Here is a 22,743-nt window from a genome sequence, read left to right on the forward strand (position 1 = left end):
CTAGGAACCCCCGCCTTCGAGGGCGAGTTGAATCAGGAGGTCGGCGTCCATGCTGTCGATCGCCTCGGCCTCGGTCGGGTCGTTCGTGTCGCGGTCGTCGAGGCGGGCCAGGCGGAACAGGCTGTCCAGCAGCCCGGCCTCTCGCAGCCGTGAGATGGGGATGGTCGTCAGGAACTGGCGCACCTCGGCGTCGCTGCGCGCCGGGGTCGCCTCGGCGGCGGCCACGGCCGGGAAGAGCTGCTCCAGGACGAACTGGGTCAGCGCGCCGGGGTTCGGGTAGTCGAAGATGAGGGTGGCCGGCAGCCGCAGGCCGGTGACCGTGTTGAGCTGGTTGCGCAGCTCGACCGCGGTGAGGGAGTCGAAGCCGAGATCCTGGAACTGGCGCTGCGGTTCGATCGCCGATCCGTCGGCGAACCCGAGGACCGCCGCCACCTGGCCCGTGACGAGATCGGCCAGGGTGGCGTGCAGCTGCTCCGGGTCCATCGTCGCCAGGCGCTCCGACAGGGGCTGGACCGGCTGGGTGCGGCGGGGCTGCGGGCGGGTCCTGGCCTTGGCGAACCGCGCGGGGACGAGCGCGGGACGGTCGGCGCGAAGAGCGGCGTCGAACAGTGCCAGCCCTTCCGGTACGGACAGCGGCTTGACGCCCGCCCGTTCCATCCGTCGCAGGTCGGCCTCGGTCAGCTCGCCCGCCATGCCGCCCGAGGCCCACAGTCCCCAGGCCAGCGAGACGGCCGCGAGCCCCTGTGCCCGGCGCCGGTGGGCGAGGGCGTCCAGGTAGGCGTTGGCGGCGGCGTAGGCGGCCTGGCCCGCGCTGCCCAGCACCCCGGCCACCGAGGAGAACAGCACGAAGGCGGACAGGTCGAGGTCCTGGGTCAGCTCGTGCAGGTGTCGGGCGGCGTCGGCCTTGGGTCGTAGTACGGCGTCGAGGCGCTCGGGGGTGAGGGAGTCGACGATGCCGTCGTCCAGTACCCCGGCGGTGTGCACGATGCCGGTCAGCGGAGCTGATGCGACCAGTCTCGCCAGGTCCTCGCGGTCGCCGACGTCGCAGGCCGCGACCTCGACCGTCGCGCCCAGCTCCGTCAGCTCCGCCACCAGCTCGGCGGCTCCGGGCGCCTGGACGCCGCGACGGCTGGCCAGCAGCAGGTTTTGCACGCCATGGTCTGTCACCAGGTGCCTGGCCACCACCGCGCCCAGGCCGCCGGTGCCGCCGGTGACCAGCACCGTGCCCTCCGGCCCGAACACCGGCTGCTCGTCTCCGATGTACGCGCCGCGGTTCAATCTTGGTGTCAGCAGTTGCCCGGCTCGCACCGCCACCTGCGGTTCTCCCGTGGCCAGCGCCTGGCCGACCGTGTGCTCGTCGAGCGACTCGGTGTCCAGGTCCAGCAGCACGAACCGGCCCGGCTGCTCTGCCTGCGCCGCCCGTACCAGACCCCACACCGCGGCCAGCGCCAGGTCCGGCACCTCGCCCTCGACCGCCACCACCGCGCCACGCGTGACGACGACCAGCCGTGAGGAGGCGAACCGCTCCTCGGCCAGCCACTCCTGCACCAGGCCCAGCACCTCGTGCGTCACCGCGCGCGGCTCCCCGCCCGAAGGGAGGGTGACCAGCACCGCCTCGGGCGCCTCCGCGACCGAGTCCAGGCGGGCCCCCGCGTCCAGCGACGTCCAGCGGGGCGGTTCCGCGCCCGCTCCGGCCGCGACGGCGGTCCAGTCCACCTGGTGCAGCCAGCCCTGACCGCTCGACGCGGCCAGGTCCGAGGTGGACAGCGGGCGCAACGTGAGCGCCTCCACCTCCGCCACCGGCGCGCCGCGCTCGTCGGCGATGGCCAGCGCCATGCTGGTGCCGCCCGTTCCGATGATCTTCACTCGCAGGCCGGTGGCCGCGGCGGCGTACAGGGACACCCCGGACCAGGAGAAGGGCAGGAAGGGCCTGCCCGGCTCGGGCTCCGGCAGCAGGGCGCCCAGCGCGCTGGCGTGCAGCACCGCGTCCAGCAGCGCCGGGTGGACCCCGAAGCGCGCCGCGTCGGCGTGCGCCTGCTCGGGCAGCGACACCTCGGCGAACACCTCGCCCGGCCGCGCCCAGGCCCGCGTCACCCCCTGGAAGATGGGGCCGTACTCCACACCGACCGCCGCGAGGTCGTCGTACAGACTGTCGACCGCCACCGGCCGCGTGTCCGCCGGCGGCCACTGCACCAGGTCGAACACCGGCATCGGCAGCTCGGAGGTGATCAGACCCTGCGCGTGCTGCGCCCATTCCGTGGCGTCCTGGGCACGGGAGTGGACGGTCAGCGGCCGTACTCCCGACTCCTCCGTGGCCCCGATGGCCACCTGGATCTGGACGCCACCCCGGGCGGGTACCACCAGCGGCGCCTGGATGGTCAGTTCCTGCAGGTAGGAGCACCCGACCTCGTCGCCCGCCCGGATGGCCAGCTCGACCAGCGCCGCCCCCGGCACCAGCACCTGACCGCCCACCAGGTGGTCGGCGAGCCACGGCTGCGTGGCGACCGACAAGCGCCCGCTGAAGATCACCGACTCGCCACCGGCGACCTCGGTCACCGCGCTGAGCAACGGGTGGTCGATCGCACCCAGACCGGCCGCGTCCATGTCCCCGGCCTCGCTCAGCGTCGGGATCCAGAACCGGTCACGCTGGAAGGCGTACGTCGGCAGGTCGAGGTGCGCTCTCGGGGTGAGGATGGCCGTCCAGTCGACGGTGACGCCGTGGGTGTGCAGCCGTCCCAGTGCCTCGACCAGGGCCCGGACCTCGTCGCGGTCCTTGCGCGCGGTCGCGACGAAGGCGCCGTTCTCGACGCTCTGCTGGGCCAGGCTGGTGAGCACCCCGTCCGGTCCGACCTCCAGGAACACCCCCGCCTGGCAGGCGGTCACCCCGTCGGCGAAGCGCACGGCCTCACGGACGTGCCGCACCCAGTAGCGCGGGTCGGTGAGCAGGCCCGGCTCGGCTGGTCGGCCCGTCACGTTGGAGATGACGGGGATGGCCGGCTCGGCGAAGGTCAGGGTGGAGACGACCTGCTGGAACTCGGCGAGCATCGGCTCCATCAGCGGTGAGTGGAAGGCGTGGGAGACGCGCAGGCGCCGGGTCCGTGCGGTGACCTGCTGGGCGATCTCCTCTATCGCGTTCTCGCTGCCGGAGATCACCACGGCCGCCGGGCCGTTCACCGCTGCGACGCTCACGTCCTCGCGGCCTTCCAGCAGGGGAAGGATGTCCGCCTCGGGGGCGGCGATGGCCAGCATCGCCCCACCTTCCGGCAGCGCCTGCATCAACCGGGCGCGGGCCGAGACCAGGGAGCAGGCGTCGGCCAGCGAGAGCACTCCCGCCACGTGAGCGGCGGCGATCTCCCCGACCGAGTGACCCACCAGGACATCCGGGGTGACGCCGAAGGAAGTGAGCAGCCGGTACAGAGCGACCTCGAAGGCGAACAGGGCCGGCTGGGTCGTTCCGGTCTCGTTGAGCACGCCATCGGGACCGGAGAACATCGTCTCGCGCAGCGAGCCGGGAAGTAGCGCGCAGATCTCGTCCAGCGCCTCGGCGAACACCGGGAACGCCTCCGCCAGCTCACGCCCCATCCCGACCCGCTGGCTGCCCTGACCGGCGAACAACATCGCCAGCCCACCACCGGCCGACTCCAGCACCGTCGTGCCGTCGGCCAGCGCACGCAGACCCGCCACCAACTCGGACCGGTCGGCACCCACCACCACCGCACGCCGCTCCAGCACCGAACGGCCGGTCGCCAGCGTCCAGGCGGCACCGGTCACGTCCAGTTCCGGATGCTCCTGCGCCCAGTCCGCGAGCCGGGAAGCCTGTCCCCGCAGCGCCTCCGGCGTCTTGGCCGAGATCAGCCACGGCGTCACCGGCAGCTCACCACCGTCAGGGAGCTCCGGCTCCGACACCGGGCCCTGCTCGATGATCACGTGTGCGTTCGTGCCGCTGATCCCGAAGGAGGACACCGCCGCCCGGCGCGGGCGGTCCTGCACCTCCCAGGGACGGGCCTCGGTCAGCAACTCCACCGTGCCCGCCGACCAGTCGATGTGCCCCGACCGCTCCTCGGCGTGCAAGGTCTGCGGCAGCGTCCCGTGCCGCATCGCCATCACCATCTTGATCACACCGCCGACACCGGCGGCGGCCTGGGCGTGGCCGATGTTCGACTTCAGCGACCCCAGCCACAGCGGACGGTCCTCCGGACGGTCCTGGCCATAGGTGGCGATCAGCGCCTGCGCCTCAATCGGGTCGCCCAGCACCGTCCCGGTGCCATGAGCCTCGACCACGTCCACATCCGCGCTCGACAACCCCGCGTTCGCCAGCGCCTGACGGATCACCCGCTGCTGCGAGGGACCGTTCGGCGCGGTCAGGCCGTTGCTCGCACCGTCCTGGTTGACCGCGCTGCCCCGCACCACCGCCAGCACCCGGTGACCGTTGCGACGCGCGTCCGACAGCCGCTCGACCAGCAGGACACCGACACCCTCACCCCAGCCGGTGCCGTCGGCCTCTGCTGAGAACGCCTTGCACCTGCCGTCCGGTGACAGGCCACGCTGTCGCGAGAACTCCACGAACGTGCTCGGCGTGGCCATCACCGTGACGCCGCCCGCGAGGGCCAGGTCGCACTCGCCGGTGCGCAGTGCCTGCGCGGCCAGGTGCAGCGCCACCAGCGACGACGAGCACGCGGTGTCGACGGTGACCGCCGGACCCTCGAACCCGAACGTGTACGACACCCGGCCCGAGGCGATGCTCCCCGAACTACCGGTGCCGATCAGGCCCTCCAGTTCGCCCGGCACGTTCGAGAGCTGGGGCGCGTAGTCGTGGTACATCACACCCGCGAACACACCCGTACGGCTGCCGCGCAACCCCACCGGGTCCAGCCCCGCCCGCTCGACCGCCTCCCACGACGCCTCCAGCAACAAACGCTGCTGCGGGTCCATGGCCAGGGCCTCGCGCGGCGAGATGCCGAAGAAGCCGGGGTCGAAGTCGGCGGCGTCGTACAGGAAACCGCCGTGCCGCACGTACGAGGTGCCCCGGCTGTCGGGGTCGGTGTCGTAGAGCCGCTCCATGTCCCAGCCGCGGTCGGCGGGGAACTCGCCGATGGCGTCCGTACCGGCCGACACCAGCTCCCACAACCCCTCGGGCGAGGACACCCCGCCCGGGAACCGGCAGGCCATCCCCACGATCGCGATCGGCTCGTCGGCCACCGAGACGTCGGCCGCGACCACCCGCGAGACCTGACCACCGGCCAGCTCCGCCGCCAGATAGTCGGCCAGCGCCTCGGCTGTCGGGTAGTCGAAGACGAGGGTGGCCGGGAGCCGCAGCCCGGTCGCCGTACTGAGCTGGTTGCGGAACTCGACCGCGGTCAGCGAGTCGAAACCGATCTCCTGGAAGCGCTTGGCCGGCTCGACCGCCTCCGTGTCGGAGAAGCCGAGGACCGTCGCCGCCCGGGTGCGTACCAGCCGGAGGAGATCGGCCGGATCGGTCACGGTCGCGCCGGTCCGCCGGGCCGGCGCGCGGACCAGTCCGCGAAGGGCCGCCGGCAGCGTGCCCGCCTGGGCCTGAGCCTGCAGCGCCGGGAGGTTCAGCGAGGCGGGGACCAGCACGGCCCGCTCGTGGCCGACCGCGACGTCGAACAGGGCGAGGCCGTCGTCGACGGGCAGCGGCGTGATGCCGCCGCGCTCAAGGCGGTGCAGGTCGGACTCGGTCAGCTCGCCCGCCATGCCGCCCGAGGCCCACAGTCCCCAGGCCAGCGAGACGGCCGCGAGCCCCTGCGCCCGGCGCCGCTCGGCGAGGGCGTCCAGGAAGGTGTTGGCCGCGGCGTAGTTGCCCTGGCCCGCGCTGCCCAGCACCCCGGAGAGCGAGGAGAACAGCACGAAGGCGGACAGGTCGAGGTCTTGGGTCAGCTCGTGGAGATACCAGGCGGCGTCGGCCTTGGGGCGTAGTACGGCGTCGAGGCGCTCGGGGGTGAGGGAGTCGACGACGCCGTCGTCCAGCACCCCGGCGGTGTGCACGATGCCGGTCAGCGGAGCTGATGCGACCAGTCTCGCCAGGTCCTCGCGGTCGCCGACGTCGCAGGCCGCGACCTCGACCGTCGCGCCCAGCTCCGTCAGCTCCGCCACCAGCTCGGCGGCTCCGGGCGCCTGGACGCCGCGACGGCTGGCCAGCAGCAGGTTTTGCACGCCATGGTCTGTCACCAGGTGCCTGGCCACCACCGCGCCCAGGCCGCCGGTGCCGCCGGTGACCAGCACCGTGCCCTCCGGCCCGAACACCGGCTCGGCACCGCTCAAGAGCTCGTCGCCGACGTTCGCGCCGCGGTTCAGTCTCGGCGTCAGCAGCTGCCCGGCTCGCACCGCCACCTGCGGTTCTCCCGTGGCCAGCGCCTGGCCGACCGTGTGCTCGTCGAGCGACTCGGTGTCCAGGTCCAGCAGCACGAACCGGCCCGGCTGCTCTGCCTGCGCCGCCCGTACCAGACCCCACACCGCGGCCAGCGCCAGGTCCGGCACCTCGCCCTCGACCGCCACCACCGCGCCACGCGTGACGACGACCAGCGGCGAAACGCCTGGGTCCGCCTGCAGCGCGGCGAGGACCGCGCTCGTGGCGCGCCTGACCGCCTCGGGAGCGGGCGCCTCGTCCGAGGGCACGTCGAGGAGTGTGTACGGAAGATCCGTCCGTCCGGTACGACCCGCCCGCACCCACTCCAGCTGGAACAGGGAGTTGCGCCGCGCCGACGACCGCTCGGCGGACCGGGGGCGGAGGATGAGCGAGCCGACCTCCGCGACGGCCGCTCCCGTGGTGTCCGCCACCTCCAGACCGAACACGCCGGTGCCACCCGCCGGGGTGATGCGGACCCGCAGGGCCGCCGCCCCCTCGGCGTGCAGCGTCACGTCGTTCCAGGCGAAGGGGATGAACGGCCGGCCGGGCTCCGCCTCGGGCAGGAGCCCGGCCATGGGGATGGCGTGCAGGGAGGCGTCGAGCAGCGCCGGGTGCAGCCCGAACCGCCGGGCGTCGGCACCGGACCGCTCCGGCAGGGCGACCTCGGCGTAGACGACGCCGTCCCGCCGCCAGGCGGCCTGGAGGCACTGGAAGGTCTCGCCGTACTCCATGCCGATCGCGGCGAGGTCGGCGTAGACGCTGTCCACGTCAAGGACCTCGGCGCCGGGTGGTGGCCACTGCGCGAGATCGAAGGCGGGCGCGACGGCGGCCGCCGGGGCGAGGACGCCCTGGGCGTTCTGCCGCCAGTCCGCCGCGTCCCCGGCGCGCGAGTGGATCGTCACCTGGCGGCGACCCGAGTCGTCGGCACCCGCGACCACGACCTGGAGCTGGAGGCCGCCGCCCTCGGGCAGCACCATGGGGGCCTGGAGGGTGAGCTCGTCGAGTACCGGGCAGCCGATCTCGTCCCCGGCGCGTATCGCGAGCTCGACCTGCGCCGCGCCCGGTACGACCACCTGGCCGTCCACGGCGTGGTCGGCCAGCCACGGCTGCGTGGACAGGGACAGGCGGCCGATGAGCGTGAGCGTGCCGGAGGCGGGAGCCGGGACGACCGCGGTCAGCAGCGGGTGATCCGTCGCCACCAGGCCGCCGCCGGAGGTGACTTCGGCCGTGGCGTCGAGCCAGTAGCGGCGGCGCTGGAAGGCGTAGGTGGGCAGCTCCACGTGACTGGCGGGCACCGAGCCGAAGTAGGTGTCCCAGTCGACGGTGACGCCGTGGGTGTGCAGCCGTCCCAGCGCCTCGACCAGGGCCCGGACCTCGTCGCGGTCCTTGCGCGCAGTCGCGACGAAGGCGCCGTTCTCGACGCTCTGCTGGGCTAGGCCGGTGAGCACCCCGTCCGGTCCGACCTCCAGGAACACCCCCGCCTGGCAGGCGGTCACCCCGTCGGCGAAGCGCACGGCCTCACGCACGTGCCGCACCCAGTACGCCGGGTCGGTGAGCAGACCCGCCTCGGCCGGTCGGCCCGTCACGTTGGAGACGACGGGGATGACCGGCTCGGCGAAGGTCAGGGTGGAGACGACCTGCTGGAACTCGGCGAGCATCGGCTCCATCAACGGTGAGTGGAAGGCGTGGGAGACGCGCAGTCTGCGGGTGCGGGCACTCACTTGTGCGGCGATCTCCTCTATCGCGTTCTCGCTGCCGGAGATCACCACGGCCGCCGGGCCGTTCACCGCTGCGACGCTCACGTCCTCGCGGCCTTCCAGCAGGGGAAGGATGTCCGCCTCGGGGGCGGCGATGGCCAGCATCGCCCCGCCCTGCGGCAGCGCCTGCATCAACCGGGCGCGGGCCGAGACCAGGGAGCAGGCGTCGGCCAGCGAAAGCACTCCCGCCACGTGAGCGGCGGCGACCTCCCCGACCGAGTGACCCACCAGCACATCCGGGGTGACACCGAACGAGGTCAGCAACCGGTACAGGGCGACCTCGAAGGCGAACAGCGCCGGCTGAGTCGTCCCCGTCTCATCCAGCACCTCCGCCGGACCGGAGAACATCGTCTCCCGCAACGAGCCGGGAAGCAGAGCACACACCTCGTCCAGCGCCTCGGCGAACACCGGGAAGGCGGAAGCCAGCTCACGCCCCATCCCGACCCGCTGGCTGCCCTGACCGGCGAACAACATCGCCAGCCCAGCACCGGCTGACTCCAGCACCGTCGTCCCGTCGGCCAGCGCACGCAGACCCGCCACCAGCTCGGACCGGTCGGCACCCACCACCACCGCACGCCGCTCCAGCACCGAACGCGTCGACACCAGTGCCTTGCCGACGGCGGCCGGCGAGACGTCGTCCTGTGACGCCCCCCAGTCCGCGAGCCGACCGGCCTGCGCCCGGAGGGCCTCGGTGTCGTTGGCGGAGATCAGCCACGGCACGACGGGAAGCTCGACGGCGTCGGCGGGTGCGGTGGCGGCCGGGCTCTGCTCGATGATCACGTGCGCGTTCGTGCCGCTCACCCCGAAGGACGAGACACCGGCCCGGCGCGGGTGCTCCTCGGTTTCCCAGGGACGCGCCTCGGTCAGCAGCTCGACGGCGCCCGCCGTCCAGTCCACGTGCGGCGACGGCTCCTCGACGTGCAGCGTGCGCGGCAGCGTCCCGTGCCGCATCGCCATCACCATCTTGATCACACCACCCACACCGGCGGCGGCCTGGGTGTGACCGATGTTCGACTTCAACGAGCCCAGCCACAGCGGACGGTCCTCCGGCCGGTCCTGGCCGTACGTGGCCAAGATGGCCTGCGCCTCGATCGGGTCACCCAACCTGGTGCCCGTGCCGTGCGCCTCGACCGCGTCCACGTCCGCGCTCGACAACCCGGCGTTCGCCAGCGCCTGACGGATCACCCGTTCCTGCGCCGGGCCGTTGGGGGCGGTCAGGCCGTTGCTCGCGCCGTCCTGGTTGACGGCGCTGCCGCGCAGGACGGCGAGGACCTGGTGACCGTTGCGACGCGCGTCCGAGAGCCGCTCGACGAGCAGCATGCCGACGCCCTCGCCCCAGCCGGTGCCGTCGGCCTCCGAGGAGAACGCCTTGCACCGCCCGTCCGCGGCGAGCCCTCGCTGCCGGGAGAACTCGATGAAGACGCCGGGCGTGGCCATGACGGTCACACCTCCGGCCAGCGCCAGGTCGCACTCGCCCGACCGCAGCGACTGCGCGGCCAGGTGCAGCGCGACCAGCGACGACGAGCACGCGGTGTCCACCGTGACCGCCGGACCCTCCAGCCCGAAGGTGTAGGCGACCCGGCCCGAGGCGATGCTGCCCGCGCTGCCGTTGAGGACGAAACCCTCGAAGCCCTCGGGCGCGTGCGGCAGGCGGCCGCCGTAGTCGTGGTACATCACCCCGGCGAAGACGCCCGTCCGGCTGCCGCGCATCGCCTTCGGGCTGATCCCCGCCCGCTCGATCGCCTCCCACGAGGTCTCCAGCAGCAACCGCTGCTGCGGGTCCGTCGCGGTGGCCTCGCGCGGCGAGATGCCGAACAGGGCGGTGTCGAACTGGTCGGCGTCGTGCAGGAAGCCGCCTTCGCGCGCGTAACTCGTACCGGCGTGGGCGGGGTCGGGGTCGTAGAGCCGCTCCAGGTCCCAGCCTCGGTTGCCGGGGAAGGAGGTGATCGCGTCGTCGGCCCGGACGAGGAGCCGCCAGAGGTCGTCGGGAGAGTCCACACCGCCGGGGTAGCGGCAGGCCATGCCGACGATCGCGATGGGCTCGTCCGCGGGACCGGTGTGGGCGCTCACCTGTTCGGCGCGCGAGGCGCCGGTGAGCTGCTCGTGCAGGTGGTCGGCGAGCGCGTCCGTGGTGGGGAAGTTGAACAGCAGGGTGGCGGGCAGCCGCAGCCCGGTGGCGGCGTTGAGCCTGTTGCGCAGCTCCACGGAGCTCAGCGAGTCGAAGCCGAGGTCCTTGAAGGCGGCCTCGGCGTCCACGGCGTTGGCGTCGGCGTGTCCGAGCACGAGGGCGATGTTCGTCCTGATGAGCGAGAGCAGCGCCGCCCTGTCGGCTCCCACCCGCACGGGCCTGGCCGTCGCGGTCCGCCGCGCCTGGGGCTTGACCAGCGCCCGGAAGACGGCGGGGATCTCGTCCTGGCGACGCAGTGTCGCGGTGTCGAGGCGGGCGGGGATCTGCACCTCCCTGTCGAGCGTGAGCGCCGCGTCCAGCAGGGACATGCCCTGCGCCGCCGGGAGCGGGGCGAGCCCGATCCTGCCGAGGCGGGCCACGTCGGCCTGGCTGAGCGCGCCCGCCATGCCGCTGTCGGTCTCCCACAGCCCCCAGGCCAGGGAGAGTGCGGGCAGCCCCAGCGCGCGGCGGTACGACGCCAGCGCGTCCAGGTAGGTGTTGGCCGCGGCGTAGTTCGCCTGGCCGGCGCTGCCGACGATGCCGGCGATGGAGGAGTACATCACGAAGAACGACAGGTCGAGCTCGCCGGTGAGCTCGTGCAGGTACCAGGCCGCGTCCGCCTTCGGCGCGAAGACCCGGTCGATCCGCTCCGGGGTGAGCGCCGTCACCGCGCCGTCGTCGACGACCCCGGCGAGATGGATCACCCCGGTCAGCGGCCGGTCGCCGGGGACGTCCGCCAGCAGGGCGGCGAGCTCGGCCCGGTCGGACACGTCGCAGGCGGCGATCGTGACCTGCGCGCCGAGCGCCGTGAGCTCGGCGAGCAGGTCGTCGGCCCCGGGCGCCGCCGGGCCGCGGCGACCGGCCAGCAGCAGGTTCCGGGCCCCGTGCTCGGTGACGAGCCGGCGCGCGGCCAGGCGGGCGAGCTCGCCGGTGCCGCCGGTCAGCAGCACCGTCCCCTCCTGGATCCCGGACGGACGCTCGGCCACCGGCGCGGCGGTCAGCGGTACGATCCGCGGCACCCGGATCGCACCGGAGCGCAGGGCCAACTGCGGCTCGCCGGAGGCACAGGCGCGAAGCAGCGCGGCCTCCGAATCGGGGTGGCCGTCGGTGTCCACGAGGACGAACCGCCCGGCGTGCTCGGACTGGGCGGACCTGATCAGTCCCCAGACCGGGGCGGTGGACAGGTCGGGCACGTCGCCCTCGGCCACGCCGACCGCGCCGCCGGTGACCAGCACCAGCCGCGACCGCGCCAGCCGCTCGTCCGCGAGCCATTCCTGGACGAGCCGCAGCACCTCGTACGTCCGCTCGCGGCCCGTACCGGCCGGGACGCGCATGATGACGTGCTCCGCGCCGACGGCCTCCTCCAGGGAGGAGGGGTCGCGGAGTTCCACCACCCGTCCGGGCTCCGCCCCACCGGCCCGCACGCTCACCCAGTCGAGCGCGTACGGCGTGCTCTCCGGGGACAGCTCCGTCGCCACGGGCCTGACCACCAGGGAGTCCACCGTGAGGATCGGCGCGCCGGTGTGGTCGGCGACGCTCAGCGAGAGCTCGCCCGGTCCCTTGGCGGTGGTCCGTACCCGCGCCGCGGTCCCGCCCGCCGCGTGCGCCGAGACGCCGGACCAGGCGAAGGGCAGGAACGGGTGGCCGGGCTCGCTGGGCGGCAGGAGGTCGCCGAGCGTGATGGAGTGCAGTACCGCGTCGAGGAGGGCGGGGTGGAACCCGAACCGCTCCGTACCGGCCCGCGCCTGGTCGGGCAGGACGATCTCGGCGTAGACGGCGCCGTCCCGCTGCCAGGCGCTCACCAGGCCCTGGAAGGCGGCTCCGTACTCCAGACCCGTGACGGCGAGGTTGTCGTAGAGGTCGTCGACGTCGACGGGCCGCGCGCCCGGCGGCGGCCACTGCGCCAGGTCGAAGCCGGGCTCGGCCGCGGCGGGGCCGAGCGTCCCCTGGGCGTGCCGCTGCCAGGTGGTCGTGCCCTCGGGCCGTGAGTACAGGGCCAGGCCGCGCTGCCCACCGCCGTCGGGGGCGTCGATGACGACCTGGAGCTGGACGGGGTGGTCGTGCGTGAGGACGAGGGGTGCCTGCAGGGCCAGTTCGGAGACCGTCTCGCAGTCCTCGGTCTCGGCCGCGGCACGCAGCGCTATCTCCAGGAAGCCCGTACCGGGGAGGATCGCCGTGCCGTTGACCGCGTGGTCGGCGAGCCAGGGCAGCGTGGCCAGGGAGAGCCGCCCGGTGAGCGTGAGGCTGTCGCCGTCGGGGGCCGGGACGGCGGCGCTGAGCATCGGGTGGTCGACGGCGCCGAGCCCGGCCGCCGCCACGTCACCACCGGACCTGCCCGACTCCAGCCAGTAGCGCTGGTGCTGGAAGGCGTACGTCGGCAGGTCGAGGTGCGCTCTCGGGGTGAGGATGGCCGTCCAGTCGACGGTGACGCCGTGGGTGTGCAGCCGTCCCAGTGCCTCGACCAGGGCCCGGACCTCGTCGCGGTCCTTGCGCGCGGTCGCAACGAAGGCGCCGTTCTCGACGCTCTGCTGGGCCAGGCCGGTGAGCACCCCGTCCGGTCCGACCTCCAGGAACACCCCCGCCTGGCAGGCGGTCACCCCGTCGGCGAAGCGCACGGCCTCACGGACGTGCCGCACCCAGTAGCGCGGGTCGGTGAGCAAGCCCGGCTCGGCTGGTCGGCCCGTCACGTTGGAGACGACGGGGATGGCCGGCTCGGCGAAGGTCAGGGTGGAGACGACCTGCTCGAACTCCGCGAGCATCGGCTCCATCAACGGTGAGTGGAAGGCGTGGGAGACGCGCAGGCGCCGGGTCCGTGCGGTGACCTGCTGGGCGATCTCCTCTATCGCGTTCTCGCTGCCGGAGATCACCACGGCCGCCGAGCCGTTCACCGCTGCGACGCTCACGTCCTCGCGGCCCTCCAACAGGGGAAGGATGTCCGCCTCGGGGGCGGCGATGGCCAGCATCGCCCCACCTTCCGGCAGCGCCTGCATCAACCGGGCGCGGGCCGAGACCAGGGAGCAGGCGTCGGCCAGCGAGAGCACTCCCGCCACGTGAGCGGCGGCGATCTCCCCGACCGAGTGACCCACCAGCACATCCGGGGTGACACCGAACGAGGTCAGCAACCGGTAGAGGGCAACCTCGAAGGCGAACAGCGCCGGCTGGGTCGTCCCCGTTTCGGCCAGTGCCTCCGCCGGACCGGAGAACATCGTCTCCCGCAATGACCCCGGCAGCAGAGCGCACACCTCGTCCAGCGCCTCGGCGAACACCGGGAAGGCGGAAGCCAGCTCGCGGCCCATGCCCACCCGCTGGCTGCCCTGACCGGCGAACAACATCGCCAGCCCACCACTGTTCGGCTCCAGCACCGTCGTACCGTCGGCCAGCGCACGCAGACCCGCCACCAGCTCGCTCTGGTCGGCACCGACCACCACGGCACGCTGCTCCAGCACCGAACGGCCGGTCGCCAGCGTCCAGGCGGCACCGGCCACGTCCAGTTCCGGATGCTCCTCCACCCAGGACGCCAGCCGCGAAGCCTGTCCCCGCAGCGCCTCCGGCGTCTTGGCCGAGATCAGCCACGGCGTCACCGGCAGCCCGGTCCCCGCAGATCCAGGCTCCTCCACCGGACCCTGCTCGATGATCACGTGCGCGTTCGTGCCGCTCACCCCGAAGGACGAGACGGCGGCCCGGCGCGGGCGGTCGTGCACCTCCCAGGGACGGGCCTCGGTCAGCAGCTCCACCGCGCCCGCGGACCAGTCCACGTGCGGCGACGGCTCCTCGGCGTGCAGGGTTCGCGGCATGACGCCGTTGCGCAGGGCCATCACCATCTTGATCACGCCACCGACACCGGCCGCGGCCTGGGCGTGGCCGATGTTCGACTTCAGCGACCCCAGCCACAGCGGACGGTCCCCGGGACGGTCCTGGCCGTAGGTGGCGATCAGTGCCTGCGCCTCAATCGGGTCGCCCAGCACCGTCCCGGTGCCGTGCGCCTCGACCACGTCCACGTCCGCGCTCGACAGACCGGCGTTCGCCAGCGCCTGGCGGATCACCCGCTGCTGTGCCGGGCCGTTGGGAGCGGTCAGGCCGTTGCTCGCGCCGTCCTGGTTGATCGCCGACCCGCGGACCACGGCCAGCACCCGGTGGCCGTTGCGCTCGGCGTCCGAGAGCCGTTCGACCAGCAGGACGCCGACGCCCTCGGCCCAGCCGGTGCCGTCGGCCTCCGCTGAGAACGCCTTGCACCGGCCGTCGGCCGACAGGCCGCGCTGCCGGGAGAACTCCACGAACGTGCCGGGCGAGGCCATCACCATCACGCCGCCCGCGAGCGCCAGGTCGCACTCGCCCGTACGCAGTGCCTGGGTGGCCAGGTGCAGCGCGACCAATGACGACGAGCACGCGGTGTCGACGGTGATCGCGGGGCCCTCCAGGCCCAGGGTGTAGGACACCCGGCCGGAGGCGACGCTGGCCAGGCCGCCGGTGAGGAGGTACCCCTCCACGGACTCCGCGGCCCCCGCGCCCTCGAAGCGTCGCGGCCCGTACTCCATGGGGGCGATGCCGGTGAACACCCCGGTCCGGCTTCCCCGCAGCTCCGCCGCGTCGATGTCGGCGTGCTCGACCGCCTCCCACGAGGTCTCCAGCAGCAACCGCTGCTGCGGGTCCATGGCGAGGGCCTCGCGCGGCGAGATGCCGAAGAAGCCCGCGTCGAACTCGGCCGCGTCGTAGAGGAACCCGCCGTACCGGGTGGAGGAGGTGCCCTTGTCGTCCGGGTCGGAGGAGAACAGCCGGTCCAGGTCCCAGCCGCGGTCGGTGGGGAACTCGCCGACCACGTCGGCACCGGCCGCCACCAGGTCCCACAGGTCCTCGGGCGAGGAGACCCCGCCGGGGAAGCGGCAGGCCATCCCCACGATCGCGATCGGCTCGTCGTGTCCGGTCGTCCGGACCGCCGAGGAGACCGCCGTGGTGTCGCCCAGCAGTTCCGCCCGCAGGTACTCCGTCAGCGTCGTCGGCGACGGGTAGTCGAACAGCAGCGAGCTCGGCAGCCGCAGGCCGGTGGCCGCGTTGAGCCTGTTCCTGAGCTCGACCGCGGTCAGCGAGTCGAAGCCAGCGTCCTTGAACGCGCCCGTCGCGCTGATCACGTGCGGTGTGACGTGCCCGAGCACCAGGGCCGCCTGGCCGCGTACCAGGTCGAGGAGCGTGCGTTCCCGCTCCTCGGGGCTCATGCCGCGCAGGAGCTGCCCGAGGGCCACGTCGTCGGACTCGCCGGACGCTCCGGCCGCGCGGCGCTCGATCGGCGTGCGCAGCAGGCCGCGCAGCATCGCGGGCGCCGGATCGGCGACCCTCGCCAGGCTCAGCCGCGCGGGAAGCACCGTCTCCGCCCGCGCGGCGAGCGCCGCGTCGAGGAGCGTGAGCGCCTGGTCCGGCGGCAGCGGGGCGACGCCCAGCCGCGCCCACCGCGCCAGGTCGGCCGTGGCGAGCGTCGCCCCCATGCCGCCGGACTCCGAGGAGCTGTCCCACAGGCCCCACGCGAGCGCCGTCGCGGGCAGGCCGAGCGCGCGGCGGTGCCGGGCCAGGCCGTCCAGGAACGCGTTGGACGCGGCGTAGTTGGCCTGGCCCGCGCTGCCCAGCGTGCCCGCGCACGACGAGAACAGCACGAACGCCGACAGGTCGCGGTCGCGGGTCAGCTCGTGCAGGAGCCAGGCGGATTCGGCCTTGGTACGCCACACGGCGTCGAGCCGTTCCGCGTTCAGGGACGAGACGACGCCGTCGTCCAGGACTCCGGCGATGTGCACGACCCCGGTCAGCGTCCGGCAGGAGCCGATGAGCGACGCCAGCGCGTCACGGTCGGACAGGTCGCACGCGGTCAGCTCGACCCGCGCGCCGAGCGCGGTCAGCTCGGCCGCCAGCTCGACGGCGCCCGCCGCCCCCGGGTCGCGGGTGGGCAGCACGAGGTCGCGTACGCCGTGCGTGGTGACGAGGTGCCGGGTGACCACCCGCCCCAGCCCGCCCGTGGCGCCGGTGACCAGGACGGTGCCGTCGGATGCCCACGGCGCCTCCCCCGGCGGCAGGTCGCGCCTGGCCAGCCGGGGAACGAAGATCTTTCCTTCTCGTACCGCCAGCTGCGGCTCGTCGTAGGCGAGGGCGGCGGCGACGTCCTGTGAGGCACTGTCCCGTGAGGCGCTGTCCTGTGAGGCACTGTCCCGTGAGGCGCTGTCCTGTGAGGCACTGTCCCGCGAGGCGCCGTCATGGTCGAGCAGCACGAACCGGCCGGGGTACTCGGTCTGCGCGGACCGCACCAGGCCCCAGACGGCCGTCGCGGCCAGGTCGGGCTCCGCGCCGGTCGCGCCCCTGGTGAGGATCACCAGCCGCGAGGACGAGGGGTGGTCGCCGGCGAGCCGGTCCTGGACGGCGGAGAGCACGCGCAGCACGGCCGCGCGGGCCCGTGCCGTCTCGTCCCGCCCGTCCTCGTCCACCCAGTCCAGGAACACGTCGCCGGAGGCGGCGCCCCCGGGAGCGCCGGTGGCCGGTACGGGGACCCAGTCGACCTCGAACAGCCCGGTGTGCTCCGTGGGCATGGTGACGGGCCCGCCGGACTCCAGCCAGTACCGCTCGCGCTGGAAGGCGTAGGTGGGCAGATCGACGCCACGGGCCGGGACGGCGGCGAAGTAGGCGTCCCAGTCGACGGCGGTGCCGCAGGCGTGGAGCCTGCCGAGGGCCTGCACGAAGGTACGGGCCTCCTCACGCTCCTTGCGCGCGGCCGCGACGAACACCCCGTCGGCGAGCGTCTGCTGGGCCAGGCCGGTCAGGATCCCGTCGGGCCCGACCTCCAGGAAGACGTCCGCCTCCGTGGCGCCGATCGCGTCGGCGAAGCGGACCGGCCGCCGCACGTGCTCGACCCAGTACCGGGCGTCGGTGAGCTGGCCGGGGGTCGTGAGCTCGCCGGTGACGGCGGAGACGACCGGGATGCGGGGCTCGTGGTAGGTGATGGTGTCCGCGACCCGACCGAACTCGGCCAGCATCGGCTCCATCAGCGGCGAGTGGGAGGCGTGCGAGACCCGCAGCCGGCGCGTGCGCACGGTGACCTGCCGGGCGATCTCCTCGACCACGGACTCGACGCCGGAGATCACCACCGAGGTGGGCGTGTTGACGGCCGCGATGGCGACCTGGTCCTCGCGCCCCTCGACGAGCGGCAGCACGTCGGCCTCCGAGGCGGCGATCGCGAGCATCGCCCCGCCCGAGGGAAGCTCCTGCATCAGCCTGGCCCGCGCCGCGACCAGCGTGCAGGCGTCGGCCAGGGAGAAGACGCCCGCCACGTGGGCCGCGGCGATCTCGCCGACGGAGTGGCCGGTCACGACGTCCGGCCTCACGCCCAGGGAGCCCAGCAGGCGGGAGAGCGCGACCTCGAAGGCGAAGAGGGCGGGCTGGGTCATCAGCGTCTCGTCGAGCACGCCGTCGGGGTCGGTGAACATCGCCTCGCGGAGCGGGTACGGCAACCGCGCGTCCAGCAGGGCGCGGATCTCCTCCAGCGCCTCGGCGAACACCGGGAAGGCGGCGGCCAGGTCGCGGCCCATGCCCAGCCGCTGGCTGCCCTGCCCGGTGAACAGCAGGGCCAGCCTGCCGCCCTGGCCGCCGCCGGTCACCACGCCGGGTGCCGCCGTACGCTCGGCCAGTGCCCGCAGGCCCGCCAGCAGTTCCTCGCGGTCGGCGCCGACGACCACCGCGCGCTGTTCCAGCGGCGCGCGACCGGCGGCCAGGGCGGCGCCGGTCGCGGCGATCGGCGTGTCCGGCGTCATCCACGACGCGAGCCGCCCGGCCTGCGCCCGCAGCGCCTCCGGGCTCCTCGCGGAGACCAGCCAGGGCGTGACGGGCAGCTCGACGTCGCCGGTGCCGGTGTCCGGCTCCCGGGGCCCCTGCTCGATGATCACGTGCGCGTTGGTGCCGCTGATGCCGAAGGAGGAGATCGCGGCCCGGCGCGGGCGCTCCTCGACGGCCCAGGGACGGGCCTCGGTCAGCAGCTCGACGGCGCCCGCCGACCAGTCCACGTGCGGCGACGGCTCCTCGACGTGCAGCGTGCGCGGCAGCGTCCCGTGCCGCATCGCCATCACCATCTTGATCACACCACCCACACCCGCCGCCGCCTGGGCATGGCCGATGTTCGACTTCAGCGACCCCAGCCACAGCGGACGGTCCTCGGGACGGTCCTGGCCGTACGTGGCGAGGATGGCCTGCGCCTCGATCGGGTCGCCGAGCACGGTCCCGGTGCCGTGGGCCTCGACCGCGTCGACGTCGGCCGCCGACAGGTTCGCGCTGGCCAGGGCCTGGCGGATCAGCCGCTGCTGGGAGGGGCCGTTGGGGGCGGTGAGCCCGTTGCTGGCGCCGTCCTGGTTGATCGCGCTGCCGCGCATGACGGCGAGGACCCGGTGGCCGTTGCGCCGGGCGTCCGAGAGCCGCTCGACGAGCAGCATGCCGATGCCCTCGGCCCAGCCGGTGCCGTCGGCCTCCGAGGAGAACGCCTTGCACCGCCCGTCCGGCGACAGGCCGCGCTGGCGGGAGAACTCCACGAACATGCCGGGCGAGGACATCACGGTCGCGCCGCCGGCGAGGGCGAGGTCGCAGTCGCCCGAGCGCAGCGACTGCGCGGCCAGGTGCAGCGCGACCAGCGACGACGAGCACGCGGTGTCGACCGTGACGGCCGGGCCCTCGAAGCCGAACGAGAACGCCACGCGTCCGGAGATCACGCTGCCGGTGGTCCCGGTCAGGACGTAGCCCTCGGCGTTCCCGACGGCCTCGTGCAGCCTGGGGCCGTAGTCCTGGGCCGTCGCGCCGGCGAACACCCCGGTGCGGCTGCCGCGCAACCCGGCCGGGTCGATCCCGGCCCGCTCGATCGCCTCCCACGAGGTCTCCAGCAGCAACCGCTGCTGCGGGTCCATGGCGAGGGCCTCGCGCGGCGAGATGCCGAAGAAGCCGGGATCGAACTCCGCGGCCTCGTACAGGAAGCCGCCGTGCCTCGCGTAGGAGGTGCCGCTGCCGCCGGGGTCCGGGTCGTACAGCCCGGCCAGGTCCCAGCCGCGGTCGACGGGGAACTCCCCGATCGCGTCCCCTTCCGAGACCACCAGCTCCCACAGGTCGTCCGGGGAGACCACGCCGCCGGGGAACCGGCAGGCCATGCCGACGATCGCGATCGGCTCGTCGTGTCCCACCACCCGTCCCACCACCGGCGCGGGCGCGGGGTCTCCGGGGCCACCCGTCAGCTCCGTACGCAGGAACGCGGCGAGCGCGGCCGGCGTGGGGTAGTCGAACAGCAGCGAGCTCGGCAACGCCAGGCCGGTGGCCGCGTTGAGCCTGTTCCTGAGCTCGACCGCGCTGTAGGAGTCGAACCCGAGCGCCTTGAAGGCGGTGCCGGCGTCCACGGTCGCGGTGGTGGCGTGGCCGAGCACGAGCGCGACACAGGTCCGTACGACGTCGAGGAGCACCTGCTCCCGCTCCGGCCCGGCCAGCCCGGCCAGGCGGCCGGTGAGCGGCCGGGTGTCGTCGGCGGCGGCAGTGTCAGTGCCGGCACCGGCACCGGCGGCGGCGGGCGCGGCCGGCGCGGTGTCGGTGAGCCAGTGGCGGGTGCGCTGGAAGGCGTAGGTGGGCAGCTGGACGCGCCGGGCGCCGGGGAACACCGCCTCCGCGTCCACCTCGGCGCCACCGGTCTGCAGCGTGGCGAGCGCGAGGCTCGCGGTGAGCGGTTCCGGGCGGCCGTCCCGCAGCGTGGTGACGAACCGCGCGCCGGCGTCCGGCGGCAGGCACTGCTGCCCCATCGCGGTCAGGACGGCGCCCGGACCGATCTCCACGAACGTGCTCACGCCCTCGGCCGCCAGGGCGCGGACGCCGTCGCCGAACCGTACGGCCTCGCGCACGTGCCTGACCCAGTGGTCGGGCGAGCACAGCTCCCGGCCGGACGCGGTGGCGCCGGTGAGGTTCGACACGACCGGGACGACCGGCTCGTGGTAGGTGAGCGACTCGGCCACCCGCCGGAACTCCGCCAGCATCGGGTCCATCAGCGGCGAGTGGAAGGCGTGGCTGACGCGCAGGCGGCGGACCTTTCGCCCGCGCTCACGCATCTCCTCGGCGATCTCCGCGACGCGGCCCTCCGCGCCGGAGACGACCACGGACTCCGGCCCGTTGATCGCGGCGATGCTCGCCGAGGCGTCGAGGAGGGGAAGGATCTCCTCCTCCGTGGCCTGGACGGCGACCATCATGCCGCCGGCCGGCAGGTCCCGCATCAGCCTGCCGCGCGCCGAGACCAGGGCGCAGGCGTCCTCCAGCGACAGCACGCCGGCGACGTGCGCGGCGGCGATCTCGCCGACGGAGTGGCCGATGAGACGGCCGGGGCGGATGCCCCAGTGCCCGTACAGCCGGGTGAGGGCGACCTCGAAGGCGAAGAGGGCGGGCTGGGTCGTGCCCGTCTCGTCGAGCACGCCGCCGGGGTCGGTGAACATCGCTTCGAGCAGGTCGCCCTCGAAGTGGGCGGCGACCTCGTCGAGGGCCCGCGCGAAGACGGGGTACGCGCGGTACAGCTCCCGCCCCATGCCGCGGCGCTGGCTGCCCTGCCCCGCGTACAGGAAGGCGATCTCGCCGGTGCGCGGCCGGCCCGTCACGATCTCGGCGGCGAGCTCGCCACGGGACAGCTGCCCGAGTACGCCGGCCAGGCGCGCCGGTTCCTCCACGACGACGCTCGCCCGGAACGGGAACGCCGTGCGCGTGGTGGCCAGCGAGTAGGCGACGTCCACGGGATCGGCGCCGGGGGTGGCGAGCAGGTGCTCGCGCAGCCGCGCGGCCTGGCCGCGCAGCGCGGCCTCGCTCTGCCCGGACAGCGGCACGATCAACGGCACGGCGGACGGTACGGACGGCTCGGACGGCTCGGACGGGGTTGACGACGCGGACAGCACGGAAAGCACCGACGACGCGGACGGCGCGGACAGTGTGGACAGCACCGAGAGCACGGACGGCTCGGACGACGCGGACGACGCGGACGACGCGGACGACGCGGACGACTCAGACGACTCAGACGACTCAGACGACTCAGACGACTCAGACGACTCAGACGACTCAGACGACTCAGACGACTCAGACGACTCAGACGAGGCGGACTTGGACGACGCGGACGACGCGGGCGGCGCGGACGCCTCCTGCGGGGGCTCCGTGAGGATCATGTGGCAGTTGGCGCCGCCCATGCCGAACGAGCTGACCCCGGCCACCAGTGGCGCGTCGGCGCGCGGCCAGGGGCTCAGCTCCGTGTTGACCCGGAGGTTGAGCTCGTCGAGGGGGATGAGCGGGTTGGGCGTCTCGAAGTTCAGCGACGCGGGAAGCTCGCGGTGGCTGATGGCCAGCGCGGTCTTCAGGAGGCCAACGATCCCCGCGGCCCCTTCGAGGTGGCCGACGTTGGTCTTGGCCGAGCCGACGAGCAGCGGCGCGCCCGGCTCCCTCGCGGCGCCGATGGCGGTGCCGAGCGCGCGGGCCTCGACGGGGTCGCCGACCCGGGTGCCCGTGCCGTGCAGCTCGACGAACTGGATGTCGGCGGCGCCCACCCCGGCCCGCTCGCGGGCCAGGCGGATGACCTCCTCCTGGGCGTGCTGGTCGGGAACGGTGAGGCCCTCTCCCCCGCCGTCGTTGTTGACCGCGCTGCCAGCGATCACGCAGTACACACGGTCGCCGTCGGCGAGCGCGCGGGCCAGCGGCTTGAGCACGACGATCCCGCCGCCCTCGCCGCGCACGTAGCCGTTGGCGCGCGCGTCGAAGGTGAAGCACCTGCCGTCGGGCGACAGGGCGCCGAACCTGGCGGCGGCCAGCGTGCTGTCGGGGGTGATGTTGAGGTTGACGCCGCCGACGATGGCCAGTCCGGATTCGCCGTTCCGCAGGCTCTCACACGCCAGGTGCACGGCGGTCAGCGAGGCCGACTGCGCCGAGTCGACGGTCAGGCTGGGGCCCTGCAGCCCGAGGGTGTAGGAGATCCGGTTGGCGAGCAGGGCGCGGCTGAGGCCGGTCAGGCTGTGACGGGACACGTTGCCCTGGAGCAGCTGGGCGTAGTCACCGGCCATGGCGCCGATGTAGACGCTCGTGCCGGTGTCGCGCAGGCTCTCCGGGACGATGCCCGCGTCCTCCAGCGCCTCCCAGCTCAGTTCCAGGACCAGCCGCTGCTGGGGGTCCATCATCGCGGCCTCGTTCGGCGCGATGCCGAAGAACTCGGCATCGAACTCGGCGATTCCGTTGATGAAACCGCCGCGCATCGAAGCGGTCTCCGGCGATTCCCACCGGCCGCCCGGCACCTCGGTAATGGCGTCACGGCCGTCGCGAAGCAACCGCCAGAATGATTCGGGATCGGGGGCCTGAGGAAGGCGACAGGATATTCCGACGATCGCCACCGCGTCGTCGGAAAAATTACGGGAGGAGAGTTCGAATTGCATTGAACCTATCCAGAT

Annotated in this window: 1 protein-coding gene; it reads right to left on the reverse strand. The window is 73.6% G+C overall.

Annotated elements, in window-relative coordinates:
- The gene (locus tag ACFYWM_RS24445) at positions 1 to 22,728 is read right to left on the reverse strand and encodes an SDR family NAD(P)-dependent oxidoreductase (protein WP_389917754.1); all 22,728 of its coding nucleotides are present in this window, start codon (positions 22,726 to 22,728) and stop codon (positions 1 to 3) included.
- Between the last annotated feature and the right edge of the window lie 15 nt (positions 22,729 to 22,743).

The sequence above is a fragment of the Streptosporangium sp. NPDC002721 genome, assembly GCF_042888905.1.
Lineage (GTDB): Bacteria > Actinomycetota > Actinomycetes > Streptosporangiales > Streptosporangiaceae > Streptosporangium.

Excerpts from the sequence above, each read along its gene's own strand:
- ACFYWM_RS24445 (WP_389917754.1), bottom strand. The coding sequence starts at position 22,728 with ATGCAATTCGAACTCTCCTCCCGTAATTTTTCCGACGACGCGGTGGCG.